Below are 17,325 nucleotides of genomic sequence, written 5' to 3'. Positions count from 1 at the left end.
GAGGTAATGCCGAACGAGACACGTTGTGCCCCGTCTCGCAGAGAAACATGATGTCGGAGAGGTGGAATCGAAACGGTGGGAAGGCGCCCATTCCCGGGGCGGGAAATCATGCCCCGACGGTGCCCGCGGCATTCCCTGCCGCCGCCGGCGTCTGCGGGAAAGCTCCCGCCTTTTGCCGGGCCGCGTCTTGAATCCGGCGAATCATGGCCGTCAGACCGTTCCGCCGGTTGTAACTGAGGTGCTTTTCCAACTGCAATCGCTGGAAAAGGCAGCGAATGTCGCAAGAAAGCACTTCCTCCGGGGTCCGGCCGTTGTAGATCCGCAATACAATGGCGAGCAATCCCCTAACCATCGGCGAGTCGCTGTCGGCCGCGACGTGCAGCCGCGGAGGATCATCATCGCTCCACGAAAAGACCATCCAAACCGTGCTCAGGCACCCGTGGACGCGGTGCTCCTCGTTCTTCCATTCGTCGGGGAACGGCTCCAGGGTGTCGCCAAACTCGACCAGGATTTGGTACCGCTCTTCCCATTCCTCCACCCCGGCGAATTCCGCCTCGACGGCCGACATGGCACGGTCGAATTCGCACATGCTTTCCGTTGCACAGCAAGAGTCTTCTCGACGGCTGGACGTTGTGGAATGGTCGAGCATGGTACTGACGCGGCGTCAACGTCGCGATATGGAGGCTTGGTCTTTGGATCGAAAACCTTCCCGAGGCATTTACTGCGAAAAAAAGGCCGCCTGGATACCGGAACGGCGCTCATCCAGGGAAGTCTAGCCGAAAATGCGGTTCGGCTTACCCTTCCGGTATTTTATACTACCCCACGGTAGGGAACAACTCACAATTAATTACGTATGCAAGTGCGTTTATTGTTCACAGAAGGACCGCCGACGCATGGCTTGTGCACGCGAGTGGGGGGGGGCAGTAACTGGGAAATACGCGCGCGAAACGACGGAGGCGACGCAGGGCGAGCGTCCGTAAGCCGATCTCCTCGGATCGTTTTGGGGTCGATCGCACCGTCGCCCATTTTGCCCACTCGCCCACATCCGCTCCCTGCTTGCCGCCAAACGAAGGGAGCCGCACAAGGCCCGCTTCATTCATCATCTTCGGCCACCCTGATGACCGTTAGGAAGTTGGGATTGAGCCAATCAAAGTCCTTGTCGCGGGTCAGGAGCGCAGCGCCGGCCGCCTTCGCTGTGGCTGCAATCCAAAGGTCGTTTTGCCCGCGGGGCGCGCCACGGCGACTCGCTTCAGCGTAAAACTGCGCGTACCATTCGACTACGGGAAATAGCCCGGCGTCCACGCAGACGAAATTGCGCAACATCTCGCGTAGCGCTTGCAGCTTAGACTGCCCCCATCGCCTGTAGTACGCGAAGCCGAAAAGCTCTCCTTCCGTGATGCTGGAAATGAGCGGTCTCTCCCTTCGCGACGTGAGAGCGTATCGGGACTCGATGGCTTGGCCCGTCGTATCATTGCGCGCTAGCAGCCTGTTGAAAAACAAAAACGCTTACACAAGCCGTCGTGGGTGGAAGCCGATTGCAACCGCTACCAGTTGTGCTAGCAAACACTTTTTCAACAGGCTGCTAGATGAAGCACGACATTGGTATCTAGCAGAATCAGCGTGTCGGGCCCGATCGTCACGAGATTTCCCTTAACCAGCCGCGGATCTCTTCATCGCTTTCGTTTCCGGGCCAGTGGCCGATAACTGCCGCTACGCCGGACCTCGGACCTTGCGGCTGCCGCAGCGGGTACGTATCGAGGGACCGACCGGTCGGGGGCGGAATCCGGCCCCAGAGCGAGACATCGCCGACCGCGCGGCTTACCGACTCTGCATCGATCCTCAACGGACGTCCGGATGGCTTATACTGTACGCGCCCCGACACCAGCACCCGTTCCCCGAGCAAGGGCGCGATCCGGCGAATATCGCCGACCGCCAGAACGCCGCGCAACTGCTCACCTTGATCCAAGTGAATAACGAAGGTCCGTGTGCTGGCCCGCACCATGTCCAAAACCCCTGCCACGCGGGCAGGCCGGCTTGCCGGCGTGCTGGTCCGGAGATGCTCGGCGGTTTCCAAAACTGTCATGTCCAAACAAGCGGCGCGCTTGTTACGATGGCGGCTTCCTACCACCTCGATCACCTCGAAGGCACTCTCGAGGGCCGGCCGAAAACGAGCCAGTTGGCGTAGCAATGTCCGGTCGAAACGGTCGCTATCCGGATCACCGAAAGCTACGTCCGTTAGCACGTCGGCCAGGAGGTCAAGACCGGTATCCTTCGGGTCCGGCAGCGTGGGCCATAACTGCTTTTGCTCGTAAAGTTGGGGCGCCGCGTCACCGAGCCGGGGCGACGAAAACCGGAGGATCGTCGCATCTTCGCCCGCGTAATCCACCAGACGCACGTCAGTCGCTGCCTGCAACCAATCCGGGCGAGCTTGCCGGGCCGTACTCCTCCCCTGAACTGCCATCAACACAGACCGCCGGACCGCAGTCGGAATGACCTGCAACACCGTCCCCAACGGCTCCGGCGGAGCCTTCCGACCGAAATGCGCGGAGCTTCTCAGCCGTATTGTGTGCGTGACCGGATTCAAGGACACCTCCTCGTGGGAAGTAATCCCGCCCACGCAGGTTGCCATTCTCGTTGCCCCTGCGCCATATTCTGCGGTCACGGATCGGCCTCCGCAAGAGGCCTGTCCACGGTCTTCGGTGTTGCAAAGCAGCAGCCGGTTTCCTGGGCAAGAATTAAACGCGGTCACAGTGACATCCGGGGCCTTCGCTACGCTCGCCCTCTAATGCGTGGCTTTGCGGTGCTTTCATGTTCACCGGGTGTCACGCAGCAAATCTCCCGTTTGCATCTGCGGATCGAACTGCCGGGTCGAAATTCGGAGATTCTTACAACCGGAGCGTATCACCCCGTCCGAGCGGGAATCGGGCGGCCACGTTTTGCCATGTCCGAGATCCACACCGGAACGTAATCAGCGGCGAAGCCTGATTAAGTCCGAAATGTATCCGGCACCTGGCTCGCGAAACGACGGAGGCGACGCAGGGCGAGCCTAGCTCGCAACCGTGATCCACGGACGCCGGCCCAAGGTGGGAAGACTGCAAGAATTCGGTCGATCAACTTTTGCCAATCCAGCGGAATCAGGCACAGCCACGTGGGGAACGGTCTCGAACTCGGAACCGGCCCCCCCTATTGGTCGGAATCGGACAATTCCTTGATTTTGATGTTGCGGAAGAAGATCGGGGCATCGGCGTGCTTGCCTTGCAATCCGATCAGGCCCTTCTGCGGCAACTCCGCCTTGGGACGGCTCAACCAGGGGGGAATGTCGGAGCCGTCCGGATTGGTCTTGGCCGAGGTCCATTTCCGCATGTCCATTTCGGTGACCAATTCGCCGTTCAGCACGACCGTGATGATCGGGCCGCGGCAGGTGACGGTCATGCGGTTCCATTCGCCGGGCTTCTTGACCGCCGACTTCTTCGGCGCTAGGTGCCCGAAGATCGCCCCGCAGTGCCAGCTCGCCGGGGCGTTCGCCCATTTCTCCGCGAAATCGTCGGCGATTTGAATCTCAACGGAATTGGGGATCCAATTGCCGGGATCGCTGCAATAAACGATGACGCCGCTGTTGGTCTCGTGCTCCGTCTTGAACTCCAAATCGATCACGAAATCGGCGTACTCTTTTTTGGTCCAAATGCACTGATCTTCGGAAGCGGTGAGGACGCCGTCCTGAAACGTCCAAACTCCCTTGGGGAACGTGGCATTGGAGAGATCGGGGGTGAACAGGTCCTCCCAGGCCGCGGAATCCGGATGCCCCGCCGTTTTTGCCTCTTCCCCCAACCCCAACGATGACAGGGCCGACAGGCCCGCCAAAGCGCAACATAACCAAACCCGATTCATGGCAAGACCCTTTCGAAAACAGCGTTTCCTCAATGATTCGGTTTCGGCCCTCGCGGAAAAGACATCCGGCGGGCCAAGCGGTCCGGGGCTTCCACGGACCGAGGTCCGGAACGTCCCGTTGCCGCGCGAAAAACCCCGCTACCGCTCATCTTAGGACGCGACCGTCCTCGTCACAAGGCGGCGGTTCCTGCCGGAATTCGGGGCCCGGTGGACGATCCCTGCGGGCGGTGGGCAGGGTGCCCAAGGCGAGGCGTCGGCATCCATGTCCGCCATGATGGAGCGCAGGCCCCCCATCGTGCCGCACGTTTGCCATGGAACGCGCCTGGGGCCGCAGCTCGATTTGCGGCGCCGGCCGACACGCAAGGCTGAAAAACCAATTTGTTATGCCGTCACCACCGGCTTAGGTCGGCGGCGTGGGTCACTGCTTCCGCGATCCGCAACATGCAAACGCCGCGCTCCCGGCGCAAAAGGTTTGACGCACCGGCCCGCGATGGGAATAATTTGGAGCATCCGTCCGACCGACGCAATCTTACCAAATTCTATCAACATTTGGCCCGCGGCCGGCCCGGCCCACTTCCACGGAAGACTCGCAACGAGTGAGCAGGCGAAAGAGACAGACGGGCACAATAGATCCCGGTTTTTCGCTTAGGACGACAGTTTGACATCTTTAGACAGGAGAGGCGCTATGGGTAAAACGACGCGACGTGGATTCTTGGGAACAGCCGCTGCGGGTACTGCGGCGGCCTGGTTCGGTCCGCAAGCGATCATTCGGGCGGAGGCCCCGGCGGCGGGCGCCAACGAGACCGTCAACATCGGCTTGATCGGTTGCGGCGGCGAAGGTCGCGCCGTCGCATCCGCTCACAAGCGATTGCCCGACGCTCGGGTCATCGCCGTCTGCGACGTCCACGCGGGTCGCTTGGAAGAGGCCCGAAAACAGTTCGGCGGCGAAGCGATCGCGGCCTACTCCGACTACCGCAAGATGTTAGAGAACAAGGACATCGACGCCGTGATCGTAGCCACCAACGATCATTGGCACGTGCTGCCCACCATCCACGCCTGCCAGGCGGGCAAGGATGTTTACGTGGAAAAACCGCTGGGCACGTCCATCGGCGAAGGCCGAGCGGCGGTCCGCGCAGCGGAAAAATACAACCGGGTCGTACAGATCGGGACCCAGCAGCGTAGCTGGCCGCACTACCAAGAGGCCGCGGAAATCATTCAGTCCGGTCAATTGGGTGAAATCAGCGAAGTCCGGGTTTGGGACTTCGACTGCCTGTATCCCGGCTTCGGCACGCCCCCCGATTCCGACCCCCCCGCCGAGTTGAACTGGGACTTCTGGCTGGGTCCCGCCCCTAAAGTCCCTTACAACGTCAACCGTTTCGCGTACTTCTATTGGTTCTTCGATTACGGCGGCGGCTGGCAAGTCGATTGGGCCGTGCATCACTACCAGATCGTGCATTGGTTCCTCCAGGCGGAGGCTCCCCTCAGCGCCGCCGCGATGGGCGGTTTCTACGCCTTCGAAAAGACCAATACCGAGTGGCCCGACTCATTCGTGTCGGTCTGCGAATATCCGGCCACCCCCGTGGCCCAGAAGGGTTTCTTGCTTCAATACACGTTCAGCGGGACGGCGCGCCGCCAGCAGCGGTCGCATGCCAAGTGCTTTTACGGTACCAAAGGCTCGCTGACCATCGATCGCAGCGGGTACACCATTTCCTGGGAGCCGGAAAAGGGGAAGGAGCAAGAGGTTCGGCCCGACGTGACCGTGCCGAACGCCTTTAAGCAGGACGTTCACGTGACCAGCCTGCAAGCCCACGCCCGGGTCTTCATCGACTGCATCAAGAGCCGCCGAACGCCGCCGGCCGACGTGAAGGCGGGACATTTGGCCACGACCCCCGGCCACCTTATGAACATCGCGTGGCGCGTCGGTCGCAAGATCCGCTGGGACGCAAAGAACGAGCGCGTGCTCGATGATCCCGAGGCCGACGCCCTGGTGACCAAACAATACCGCGCCCCGTGGACGTTGGAGGTCTGAGTGCGTGACAGGCATCGAACCGGCGGGCCATGAACAGGCCCGGCGCGGCCCAAAAAAACGAGAGCGAGAGGCGTTCAGCCTCTCGCTCTTTTCGTTCGTTCGAGATGCATGACGCAAGACGCAACAGGCCGGGGCATGCCACATGCGGGCAGCACGTTTGAACGGTACGCTGCGCGGAGGCGCGTTCCTTTCGGCATTGTACGCCTTCAACCCGGCTTTTCGATCCGCCCGAGGGGCATCGCCCGACGATGCGAGTCCGACACGCCAGGTCACGATCCGCGTCGGCCGGTACCGCAGTTATTTGCAGGCCTTATCTCGGTCACATCACGTCTTGCCGAAGGCAGCACGCTGAAGAGATGAGACTGCTTTCGATAGGCCCTCCTGTCGTTCGACCATGAGCACATCATGGAAAAATCGACCGCCTCAACGTGGGCGCCCGACGCCGCCGTCGGACGCCCTTCAGCCAGGATTGGACCGCATACCCTTTCGTAACATGCTTCCGTCTCCTGTTTCGGCTGGAGGTTCCGGCGAGGTTTCGATCACTCTCGCCACTTCTATAAATACACACCTCAAATAGAAAGTCAAGCGCAAAACATTTTCGGTTCGCGCCGCAGCGCGAAAAAAACGCAAAGTAAGAATAAGAATCGACTTGCGTTTCAGCTACAGCCGGTGATTCACTGCCGTGAGGCATTCGGACTCCCGGGTTTGTCGCCGATGGACGGCCCGACCTCTTTTCGCAGGCCCTTTGTCTTGCCAAGTCGGACAGACCGCCATTTCCGTCTCGGCAGCGAAAAGGCGAAAATCTTCGCTGCCTTGAATGTTACAGGCGGATAATGCGGCAATCTTTGTGCAGCAAGCCCCGGGGACTTTGCCGGCCGTGCGGCCTGTTACGAAAGGCTGTCCGAAATCCCCTCAGCCGCTACTTTTCGTTCTCCGGCATGATCGCTTTGAGCACCGGCTCCACCCATTTTTTCTCGGCGATGTTGAAGAGGATGAAATCGCCGTCGAATTGCCAGTAACCCCAGCTCCAACCTCGCCGTTCGGCTTCCCGCGTGACGAAGCTCAGCCAGCGGACGCGATCCTCCGGCGGGGCGCGGTCGTACACGCCGAACTCGCCGAGATAGAGGGGCCGGCGGTTGGCTTCGGCCCAGGCCTGCGCGCGATCGAAGTCCGCCAGAATCGCCTGCCGGTCGGCCTCCGTGCCCCAACGAATCCCCACCTTGTCGGCCTTGCCGGCAAAGGCCGCCCCTTGGTGCGTGAAATCGAACGGACTGTAGTAATGGACGGTCACCAAGATGCAATGATCGTCCTCCGGCAGCACCAGCCGATCGAGATGCGAGATGTTATTCCACTGGGCCGGTCCGATCACGACCGTCCGGCGAGGGTTCGTCTTGCGAACGATCGCCAAGGCCTCGGCCGCGAATTGATTCCACATTTCGGCCGTCATCTTGGTGTTCGGTTCATTGAGCAACTCGAACAATAGTTGCGGCGGACGATCCGCGTATCGCCGCGAGATCGTCTCCCAAAAAGCCAGAAAGGCCGGCTTCAACGCCTCCGGGTCCTTGGCCATGGCCTGGAATTCGTGGAAGTCCAGGATCACGGCGAGGTCCGCCTCCAAGGCATGAGCGACGGCCCAATCCAGGGTCTCGAGGTACTCGGGCCGCAAGACCGACTTTCCGGATTCTTGGCGTGGATTGTCGCGGAAAGGGTGCAGGTTGATGCGGACGTGCGTAAAACCCGCCTCGCGAATCATGCGGAAAAAGCCGGCCTCGAACCGCGCGCGTGAGCGGTCCCGCCAGAGCGGATCGTAACCGATCACGTTGACCCCGCGTCCCAGACGGCGATTGATCCGGGCGGCGTCGGGGAAATCGGCTTGGGTTGCGGCCGCAGCCTCCTGGGCAAGGATCGTTCCCCACTGCCGCGGCCCGGGCATGACGACTGCCAGCATCGGCAACATCGCAACCGACAAGGTGAGCGCTCGGCCCCTTGCTCGAACGAAACCACAACCCCATTCGATCGGAAACGTACGCATGGCAGGCACCTCCCGAAACTGGAAAGACACGATTGCCGCGGCGAGTCGGAAGATTGCGACAGCGCGGAGGGTTTTTTCTCCGACTTATGAGGTGGCTATTGGCGCCCATGGTATCGCGGCGATGGGGGGCTTTCCAGCCCAAGCCCGCGCCGCGCCCCGACGGAATCGCCACTGGTTCCTTCCGTCCGGCCGGGATTACAATAAGCAAAAAGGGGACCGCCGAATCCGTGCGAACCGTCCCTTTGCGGGTTGGGGCGTTGCCCCGTCGCGTCATTGCAGGGCTCGGCGGCTTGCCCGACGGCTTCGTCCCGCTCTGCCCCGAGACGATTCCCAAACAAGGTGGATGCAATGCCCGTGCAAATGGAACTGGCGCGGCTGATCCTCAGCGAAACCAGCGACGAACAGTACATCATCTTGAAAGAGAAAGATGGCACGCGGGCCTTTCCGATCGTGATCGGCAGCGTGGAGGCCTTCAGCATCCGGCGCAGCGTGGTGGGAGAAACCACGCCGCGACCCATGACCCACGATTTGGTCGTCAATATCCTTCACGAATTGCGGGTGGAGCCGGTGGACGTGGTGATCACGGAGCTTCGGGAGCATACCTACTTCGCGCAATTGCGGGTGCGGCATAACGGGGAGTTGGTGGCGGTCGACGCAAGGCCTTCGGACGCCATCGCAGTCGCCGTGCGTTGCAGTCCCCCCCTGCCGATCTTCGTCGACGAGAGCGTGTTGGAGCAGGCCCTCGGCGGTTAATCGACCGCCCGCTCTCACCGACGGCTCAAGCCGCTTTGTGCGATACCGATCATCTCGACCGCCGACGCGGCGCGTGCGGCGAACCGCTGCAAGCGGCACTAGCCCTTGGGTTCGCGGCGGCATACGATAAAGGGTTCCTTCATGCGGTGAGCATCCGCGGCCGGTACCTTTCCAACGCAGTCCGAGGGCTCCCAACCAAGACACCGTTCCTTGCCCCAGGGAGAAAAGTCGATCATGGCGAATTTGGACGAAATGTACGATGCGGCAATCGCGTTGCAGCAACAGGGAGACCTGGACGGGGCGATCGCCAAGCTCCACGAGCTTTTGGAGCAGGACGGGAATTGGCCGCTGGCGCATGCCGCGTTGAGCGTCTTCTACAGCAAGTTGGGCGAGCACGAAAAGGCGGTCTCCCACGCCCAGAAGGTCTGTGAGCTGGAACCGGAGGACCCCTTCAGCTTCATCTCCCTCAGCCTGATTTGCCAAAAGGCGGGTATGATTCCCGAGGCCGAGCAGGCCATGTGGCAAGCCCGGCAGGCACAGGTGGCCGCCCTGCAAAAGCGGACGCAAGGCTGACCGGGGCGAAATCGTGCCCGCCCGGAGATTCGCGGCCGCGACGGAGCGAGGCCGTTCGAGCATCGCATGCTTTTCAGGGTGCGAGCCTCGGGCCGGCGCGAGCGGAAACGCCGTGGATTTCGAGCTGAGACGCCGTGCCGCCGCAGCCGGCTCACGGCGACGGCGCGGAGAATTGGTTTTAAGGCAAGCGCGACGCCCTCCGCGCAAGCGCGAACCGGCAGCCGACCGGCGATGTGCCGACCTCCGGTTTCAGCCCGTGGGGGAAAAGCCCTGGCCGCTCGGCATACCGCCGCCGTTTCCGCGGTGGGGCGTGACGCATCGCGGCGTTCAATGCACGCGATGGCCCGGCTTGGCCCCATCGTCGGGTGCCAATAGAAAGACCTGACTGTCGCCCGTCCCCGCCGCCAGGATCATCCCCTCGCTCACCCCGAATCGCATCTTGCGAGGGGCGAGGTTGGCGACACAGATGACGAGCCGGCCGATCAATTGTTCGGGACGGTAGGCCTTCTTGATACCCGCGAACACCGTTCGTTGATGGTCTCCGCCCAAGGAGAGCGTCAGTTTGAGGAGCTTATCGGCGCCTGCGACTTCTTCGGCCGAGACGACGCGGGCGACGCGGAGATCGACCTTCGCGAAGTCATCGATGGAGATGGTCTGCTCGACCAACGGCTCGGCCCGCAGGGGCCCGTCATCCTCGCCGGGCGTGGCGGGGGAGAGAGGGGCGGCCGCTCCGTTCGCGGCAGGGGCGGGTGCATCGCCTTCTCGGCTTTCCGCGGTCATGGCTTCGATTCCTTCCTTCGGCACACGCGTCATCAAATGGGTGTATTTCTCGACTCGCCGGCCCGTCAGCGGCACCTGCGCCTGATGCCACGACACGATCGGATCGTTGAGCAATCGGCCGGTCTGCTCGGCCAAGCGCGGGAGCACGGGGGCCAAATAGACGGCGATCTGGCGAAACAGGTTCAGGCCGACGGTGCACGCGTCGCGCAGGTCTTCGCGCCGAGCGGGGTCCTTCTTGAGATTCCAGGGAGCGGCCTGCTCGACGAAGCGATTGGCTCGGTCTCCCGCCGCCAAGATCATGCGAATCGCCCGTCCGTAATCGCACGACTCGTAGGCCTCGGCGATCGCCTCGCCTTCGGCCGCGGCCCGGGCGAACAGGCCGCCGTCTTCCGGATACCTCGCCGAAAGCGTATCGCCCTCCAAAAAGCGGGCGGTCCGGCTGGCCAGATTCACCACGTTTCCCACCAGGTCCGAGTTGATCTTGACCGCGAACTCCTCGAAGTTCAGGTCGATGTCCTCGACCCGCGACGACAGCTTGGAGGCGTAGAAGTACCGCAGGTAGGACGGATCCAAGTGTTTCAAATAGGTTTCGGCCCGGATCAGCGTCCCCTTGGACTTCGACATCTTCTCGCCGTTGACCGTCAGGAATCCGTGGATGTGGACCTGCTTGGGCAGATTCAAACCGGCGGTCTTCAGCATGGCCGGCCAGAAAAGACAGTGGAAGTACGTGATATCTTTCCCGATGAAGTGATGGATTTCGGTTTCCGGATTCCACCACCAGTCCTCCAGCTTCTCGCCGGTGCGTTCGCACCATTGCAGTGTGGAGCCGACGTAGCCGATGGGGGCATCGAACCAGACGTACCAATAGTTGCCGGGACTGTCGGGGATTTCGAAGCCGAAGTAGGGGGCGGGCCGAGATACGTCCCAGTCCCGCAGCGGTTCGTTGAGGAAGTGCCCCTTGAGGTAATTCGCGATCTCCGGTTGCAGGTGATCGCCGCTTTGCGTCCACTCTTCCAGAAAGTCGTGAAGTTTTTCGATTTGCAGAAAGAGGTGCACGGCCGACCGCAGTTCGGGCTTGGCCCCGGAGATGGTGCTGACGGGGTCGATCAGGTCGGTGGGGCTGTAGGTGTAGCCGCAACGGTCGCAACTATCGCCGTACTGATCGGGGGCCCGGCACGCCGGATTGGGGCACGTGCCCTTGACGAAGCGGTCCGCCAGAAAGACCCCCGCCGCGGGATCGTAGAGTTGCGTGACTTCGCGCTCGGCTACGAGGTCGGCCCTTCGCATGGCCTTCCAGAACAGCTCGCACATGCGGCGATTCTGCTCGCTGTGCGTGCTGCCGTAGTTGTCGAAACGGATGTCGAAGCCCGTGAAATCCCGCACATGCGCGGCGTGCATGATCTCGATGAACTGCTCGGGCGGAATGCCCACGCGCTGGGCCGAAATCATGATCGCCGTGCCGTGCGTGTCGTCGGCGCACATGTACAGACAGCGGTGGCCGCGGAGATTCTGAAAACGGACCCAAATATCCGTTTGAATGTACTCCACCAGGTGCCCGATGTGGATCGGGCCGTTGGCGTACGGCAGGGCGCTGGTGACCAAGATGCGTCGTGGAGTCATGGCGGTCGCGGCTGCATGGGGGCGGGCCGGAGCGTACCGCCGCAAGCGACGGTGGCGTGCGGAAACGCCGGCCGACCTTTTCGAGGAAATAGGTAAGCCGGTATTCTACTCCCCGCCGGACGTTCTCGGAAGGTCGCCGACCGCGCGGAGGCGAACGAACGCCGCCCAAGCCTCGCGTTTCGGCCCGCGGTGGAACGCCCGCCGCAATCGGCGCATGCAGGCGGTGTTTTGAACGCCGACTTGCGCCGTCGGCTCAAGCAAGCATGCACGCGGCAAACGCCGTCTCCCACACGCGAGCGCGAACTAACGCTGCGCTGGTTGCAGCACCGACTCGATCAGGCGGAATACGTCCGTGTTGTCGATGTACTCGCCGGAGAAGCCCCAAGTCTTGCCCGCTCGTTCGTCCTTGCCGCGGACGAATTCGCTCAAGCGTGCGGCCCCCGGTCCTTTGGCAAAGACCGGAACGAGCGAGTTGCTGTGGCCGGTGTGGTTATAACGCAGGCCGGGCATTTGGCCCGCCCCGGCGTCCACGATGGGCTGGAAAGGCTGCACGTCGGATTCCGGTCCCCACGGCAGACCGCAGTCGTGATCGGAGGTCAAGATCACGAGCGTCTCGTCCCAAGAGCTGTGCTTTTCCACCCAATCGCAGACCGCTTGGACGGCCGCCAGGAAGTCGGTCTGTTCCTCGATCATGCGGGCCTCTTGGTTGGCGTGGTTGGCCCAATCCACCGCGCCGCCCTCGATCATCAGGAAGAAGCCTTGGGGGTTGTTGTCGAGGACGTTCAGAGCCGCCCGAGCCATCAGTTCCAAGGAGGGGACGTTTTGATTCTTGGGGACCTCGAAGGGCTTGGATTTGAGGACGGCCTCTTTGACCAGCCCGAGTGCACCGCCGCGACCCTGCTGAAGCGTAGTGGCCGCCTGGGCCGTGCCGACGACCCTCGCCGGCGTCTCGCCCTCCGCCAGTTGCTCGAACTCTTCCACGGTTTGAATCAACGTCCAGCCGCTGGGATGGTTGCCGGAGGTCAGTTTTTGCCACTCCTCCGCTCCGCCCACATATTGGCAATCCTTGTCCGAGGGATCGTCGGTTTGCTTGCGACCGTCGTTATCGTAGCAGGGGTGCCCCGCCCCCATGATGACTTGCAAGTAGTCGGCCGACAGCATTTCGCGGGCAATCTCAACGTAATTGTTGCGGCTGACATTGTGCGCCCCGCCGAGCGTGGCGGGAGTGGCGTGCGACCATTGCACCGAGGTGACGACGCCGGCCGATTTTCCCAGCCGGTGAGCGATCTCCGGCAAGGTCTTTCCCGTCATGGGTTGATCGTCGTCGGTCCAGTTGATGGCGTTGTTGTATGTTTTTTCGCCCGTGGCCAGGGCCGTCCCTGCGGCAGCCGAGTCCGTCGCCGTGGCCTTCAAGTAGCGGTAGCCCTGCTCCTCGTCCCAGGCCTTGGCCGGATCGTAGACCACGGCCTCGTCCTGAACGCCGGACTTCTTGGGCTTGCTGCTGGTATTCAGGGGGAAGGTCGTGCAAGCGATGTGGAACCAACATTCGGCCAGGTAGATTTCCTTGCCGCGGCGGCCGTGGTAGAACTCGGTCGCCAACCAGGAGTTGTATCCCGCCCCATCGGAGATCATCAGGATGACGTTCTTGGCCGGCTTGGCGGCGGGACTTCCCTCTTGGCTGAAACCATCGCGGCTCCAGCCGAGAAACACGGCCGAAACCACGATGAGGGCGACAAATCGGGCAACAACACGCTGCATGGTCGGGTTCTCCTATTACGGGACACGCTATCGGTTCACGGCGTAGGGACGTCGCTCGGCCCGCGAACGCTTCGGGACGCTCGGGAAAGATTATACGCCGTCGGGCTCGGGCGAATGTTAAAGAACGGTTAAAAACGTCTCCGAAAGCCGCGAGAAGTGTTCACCGGCGATGCGCGGCGCGGCCGCTCGGCGCGGTAGGGTCGAAGGCGGGGTTTTCCGTCGGGAATCGGGCGCCCACCTCTTGCTGCCAGGCGTGCAGATGCTCGGCGAGCGACGCGGCGATTTCCGGCCGGGTCGCCGCCAAATCTCGAGTTTCTCCGATGTCGGCCTCCAGATCGTACAGCTCCAGCCGGTGATCCTCATGCCATTCGATCAGCTTCCATTTGCCCAGGCGGACGGCGGCGGAAGGCGCTCCTCCTTGGTTGCCATAGTGCGGGTAGTGCCAGAAAAGCGGCCGTTCGGCAGGCCGCGTCCCGCCGGTCCACAACCCTACCAGGCTTTGCCCGTCCACGACCGAATCCGCGGCGAGCTTGACGCCGGACAGTTCCGCGACGGTGGGGAACAGGTCGATGCCGCAAACCGGAGTGGCGTCGACGGCCCCGGCGGGGACCGTGCCCGGCTGCCGCACGATCAGCGGCACGCGAATGCCGCCCTCGTACATCCATCCTTTGCCGCCGCGCAAGGGCAGGTTGGAGGTCGGCCGGCCCTCGCTGGTGGAAAGCCCCCCGTTATCGCTGGTGAAGATCACGAGGGTTCGTTCCGCCAATTGGAGTTCATCCAGTTTATCGAGGACGGTGCCGACCGCCTGATCCATGGCCTCGACCATGCCGGCGTAAACGGGGTCCTCTTGAACCAGCCGCACGTCGCGTTCGCCCTCGCGCCCCCACCGGGCCTCCAAGCCGAGCCGCGCGCGCTTTTCCTCGTACTTTTGTCGGAGGTCTTCGCGCGCCATCAGCGGCGTATGAACCGAGTAGAAGCTCAGCACGGCCAAGAAGGGGCGGTCGCGATGGTTCTCGATGAATTGGGCGGTTTCGCGGGCGAGTCGGGCCGGCAGGTGCTCGCCGGGCGGCCCATCCGGCAAACGCGGGTTACCATAGGGGGAAAAGTACTTGTTACCCCCGTAAGGCCCGCCGCGGTCGATGCCGCCCAGGTTGAAGTCGAACCCCTGGTCCTCCGGCCAATAACCCTCCGGACCGAGGTGCCATTTTCCGGCGAAGAACGTGGCGTACCCGGCCTGCCGGACAAGCTCGGCCAAGGTCCGCTCCTCCAGTGCCAGTCGTGTTTGATACGGGGCGGGCAACAGGCGCGTGTTGCGATTCCAAGCTTGGGGTTGCGGGGCGCCGATGTAATCGGTGATGCCCGTCCGTTGCGGCCACTTGCCCGTCATGATCGCCGCCCGGCTCGGCGAGCACACAGGACAGGCCGCGTAGCCGTCGCTGAATCGCATCCCCTCCGCCGCCAGCCGGTCCACATGCGGCGTTTCATAGAAACTGCTGCCGTAACAGCCGACGTCGGTCCAGCCGAGGTCGTCCACGACGATCAAAAGGACGTTGGTCGGCGGGGCGCGATCTTCAGCCGGGGCCGCGATCGTCACTCCCAGTGCCGCAAGGCAGGCCGCCAATCCGCGAAACAGGTTCATGATGGCTCCTCTTCGTTGTGCGCACGTCCACGAGCCGCCGGCGTAAGCCGGTGGTGGGGTTGGTTGTGCGGACGTCGCTGAGCCGCCGGCGTAAGCTGGTGGTGCGGCTTTGACAACACGACCCGCCAAACGCGAAGTTCATGTGCCGGCGGAACCCGGCCGCGGCAGCGCGGAATCGACGTTGGAATCTCGCGCAACGATTCCCCGCGGGCACGAAAACGGCCCGCACCGAGGGCTTCGCGCCGGAGGCGAAACGCAGCGACGCCGTCCCTGCGGTTAAACGTTTCCTAGCAGCTCCATTCGATACATTTGGGCGAACACCTTGAGCGAGCGGGCCTCGCCGGGCGTACCGCAAAACAGAATCGGATGAACTCCCGGGTAAATGTCGCACACGTTCTGCACGCGGTCGATCTCGACGAGTACGCGGGTAGCGCATCCGCCGACGGGCGGACACGTGGGGGAGCCCAGCGAACGACCCGTCCAGCAGCAGAGCTTCTTCCGGCCGCTATAGTACTTCGTCAGGATGACGGGTTCGTTTTCCGGCCACTGCACGTCCAGGGCCGCCGTCTTGGGCATTTGGTGGAAGAACGGGCGGACGAGGAAGGGTCGGCTGGGCCCTTCCGGGCCTTGCAGTTTCGTGGCGCACGTACAATGGGCGCCGAAGTAGCGGTTCTCGCTGGTGTCGAACTCGGGATTGTGCATGAAGCCCGCGCGGTCCCACAGCCACCGCCCCAGCATCTGCGTCAACGTGCCGTCCAATTGATTCTCGCAGCCGCAGGGAATCAGATCGCCGTTGTTGAGGCCGAAACTGACGCACGGTTTGCGGTGCTGAAGGAAAAGACACTCGATGGTGATGGCGTCCGCGCCGTAGCGGGCCATGATTTCTCCCACCGCGCGGTGGGCGCGAAAGGCATCGATGCAGTATTCGTCGCTGACGTCGCGGACCTCGGCGGCCGTCGCCTTCCATTGCACGGCCTCGCGGACCAGCGCATCGTCGGCGGGGACGGCGTCGAAAATGTCGTTGAAGACCTGGGCGGGCACGGTCACAATATCCGTTCCAAGGTCCGGTTCCTCGGCTTGAACCATCTCCGTCACGCGGCCGGTCACGCGCAGCAAGCGGCTTTGCGCCAGCATCTTCTTTGCTCGAACGGATCGGAGTCCCCTCTCGATTTCCGCCCAATTCTCGATCGAATGGATGTAGAACAATCCCGGCGTCGCGCGAAGGGCCTCGGACGGCAACTGGTGGTTGGATCCGACCGGCTGATAGACGATGGCAGCCGACGCCGCCTCCGTCGCGATGCGGTACGACCACGGCGCAAACGTGTTCCAAAAGTTGACGACCAGGACGGCGTCGGGGGCGGATGCCTTGACGGCCTCGATGTATTGGGCGACCGCCGCTTCCTGATAGAGGGCCTGGGGGGCGAATTCCACGACCACGCCCAGCCGATCCGCGATTTCCCGGATTTTGGCCGAAAAACGCTCCTCCTGCCGTTCCGGTTCGAATTGATTGCCCGGCCAAGTGAACCACTGGTGCACGCTCCAGGAATCCTCGTTTTGACCGGCCAGCACCACTTCGGCGGGCGGATAGAGGAAGACCGCCGCCACTCGGGCGGGCTGCCTTTCCCGCGGCGGCAGCACCGCAGCCTCGCGCATCTCCCGAGCAGAGACAAAGCCGGTGAACGCCGCCGCCGTTCCCGCCGCCCCGCTCGCAGCCAAAAACATCCGTCGGGGAATTCCCCCTTCGCAAGATTCGCACATCGTGCGTCCCCCTCTTTCCCAGCGCTGTCGGTGGCTCGAATCGGACGAGCATTTCCCGGATCGGCCCCCTCCGCGGCCACGCCACCATCTTGGTATCCCCGTCCGGCCAAGTCAATGCTACGTCGGAAAGGCTCGGAAAAAGGCGGGGCGATCCTTCCGCGGCCTTCTCTGTTCGGATCGAACGACGGCCCCGACGGAGCGCGTTCCTGCAACTGTTCGAGTATCCCTCACCTCCAGCTTACGCTGGAGGCTCTGGACTGACGCTTAGGCTGGAGGCTCTTGACTGACGCTAAGGCTGGAGGCTCTTGACTGACGCTAAGGCTGGAGGCTCGCGGCTGAAGCTCCCGCTGGAGGCTTCCGGGTGAATTTCACGCCGGGAGCTCCGCCCGAAAACCGAGGCTCGCGCTCACGCATTGTACAGCGCGTTTTCGTTGTGCGTCCCTCCTCTTCGTTGTGCGCATCTCTTATGCGTTGTGCGCGCGTCCATGAGCCGCC

The 17,325-nt window shown here is 62.6% G+C and carries 12 protein-coding genes; 3 read left to right on the top strand and 9 right to left on the bottom strand.

The features are described 5' to 3' along the window. Window positions 1-106: 106 nt before the first annotated feature. The 4 genes from ACZ5B4_RS15015 to ACZ5B4_RS15000 form a co-directional block, all read right to left on the bottom strand. The gene (locus tag ACZ5B4_RS15015; protein ID WP_464912046.1) at window positions 107-589 is read right to left on the bottom strand and encodes a SufE family protein; all 483 of its coding nucleotides are present in this window, start codon (window positions 587-589) and stop codon (window positions 107-109) included. Between the two features lie 503 nt (window positions 590-1,092). Next, window positions 1,093-1,500 carry a PIN domain-containing protein gene (locus ACZ5B4_RS15010; RefSeq protein ID WP_464912045.1) on the bottom strand — a complete coding sequence of 136 codons (408 nt, stop codon included), beginning with the start codon at window positions 1,498-1,500 and terminating at the stop codon, window positions 1,093-1,095. A gap of 136 nt (window positions 1,501-1,636) precedes the next feature. Then, on the bottom strand, window positions 1,637-2,584 hold the full coding sequence (locus ACZ5B4_RS15005) for a hypothetical protein (RefSeq protein WP_464912044.1): 948 nt from the start codon (window positions 2,582-2,584) through the stop codon (window positions 1,637-1,639). A 599-nt stretch (window positions 2,585-3,183) separates the two neighbouring features. Continuing rightward, a complete protein-coding gene (locus tag ACZ5B4_RS15000) occupies window positions 3,184-3,888 on the bottom strand; it encodes a 3-keto-disaccharide hydrolase (RefSeq protein WP_464912043.1) in 705 nt (234 codons plus the stop codon). A gap of 685 nt (window positions 3,889-4,573) precedes the next feature. Here ACZ5B4_RS15000 and ACZ5B4_RS14995 point away from each other — a divergent pair. Further along, the gene (locus ACZ5B4_RS14995) at window positions 4,574-5,917 is read left to right on the top strand and encodes a Gfo/Idh/MocA family protein (protein ID WP_464912042.1); all 1,344 of its coding nucleotides are present in this window, start codon (window positions 4,574-4,576) and stop codon (window positions 5,915-5,917) included. 919 nt (window positions 5,918-6,836) lie between these two features. Here ACZ5B4_RS14995 and ACZ5B4_RS14990 read toward each other — a convergent pair. Then, window positions 6,837-7,949 (bottom strand): glycoside hydrolase family 5 protein, encoded by a 1,113-nt coding sequence (locus ACZ5B4_RS14990; RefSeq protein ID WP_464912041.1) that lies wholly within the window; start codon window positions 7,947-7,949, stop codon window positions 6,837-6,839. A gap of 348 nt (window positions 7,950-8,297) precedes the next feature. Between ACZ5B4_RS14990 and ACZ5B4_RS14985 the strand changes: the two genes are divergently transcribed. Both ACZ5B4_RS14985 and ACZ5B4_RS14980 read left to right on the top strand, forming a co-directional pair. After that, a complete protein-coding gene (locus tag ACZ5B4_RS14985) occupies window positions 8,298-8,702 on the top strand; it encodes a bifunctional nuclease family protein (protein WP_464912040.1) in 405 nt (134 codons plus the stop codon). 234 nt (window positions 8,703-8,936) lie between these two features. Further along, on the top strand, window positions 8,937-9,275 hold the full coding sequence (locus ACZ5B4_RS14980) for a tetratricopeptide repeat protein (protein WP_464912039.1): 339 nt from the start codon (window positions 8,937-8,939) through the stop codon (window positions 9,273-9,275). Between the two features lie 327 nt (window positions 9,276-9,602). On the opposite strand, the gene metG is transcribed toward ACZ5B4_RS14980, so the two are convergent. The 4 genes from metG to ACZ5B4_RS14960 all read right to left on the bottom strand — a co-directional run bounded on the left by metG (window position 9,603) and on the right by ACZ5B4_RS14960 (window position 16,830). Further along, window positions 9,603-11,675 (bottom strand): methionine--tRNA ligase, encoded by a 2,073-nt coding sequence (gene metG, locus ACZ5B4_RS14975; protein ID WP_464912038.1) that lies wholly within the window; start codon window positions 11,673-11,675, stop codon window positions 9,603-9,605. Window positions 11,676-11,978: 303 nt separating this feature from the next. After that, window positions 11,979-13,433 carry an alkaline phosphatase gene (locus ACZ5B4_RS14970; protein ID WP_464912037.1) on the bottom strand — a complete coding sequence of 485 codons (1,455 nt, stop codon included), beginning with the start codon at window positions 13,431-13,433 and terminating at the stop codon, window positions 11,979-11,981. 160 nt (window positions 13,434-13,593) lie between these two features. Continuing rightward, window positions 13,594-15,072, bottom strand: coding sequence for a sulfatase (locus ACZ5B4_RS14965; protein ID WP_464912036.1), 1,479 nt, complete (start codon window positions 15,070-15,072; stop codon window positions 13,594-13,596). Window positions 15,073-15,348: 276 nt separating this feature from the next. Further along, entirely contained in the window at window positions 15,349-16,830 is a 1,482-nt protein-coding gene (locus ACZ5B4_RS14960) for a hypothetical protein (RefSeq protein ID WP_464912035.1), read from the bottom strand. Window positions 16,831-17,325 lie beyond the last annotated feature (495 nt).

The organism is Thermogutta hypogea (assembly GCF_055386265.1).
This window is presented reverse-complemented; position numbering and strand designations above follow the sequence as displayed.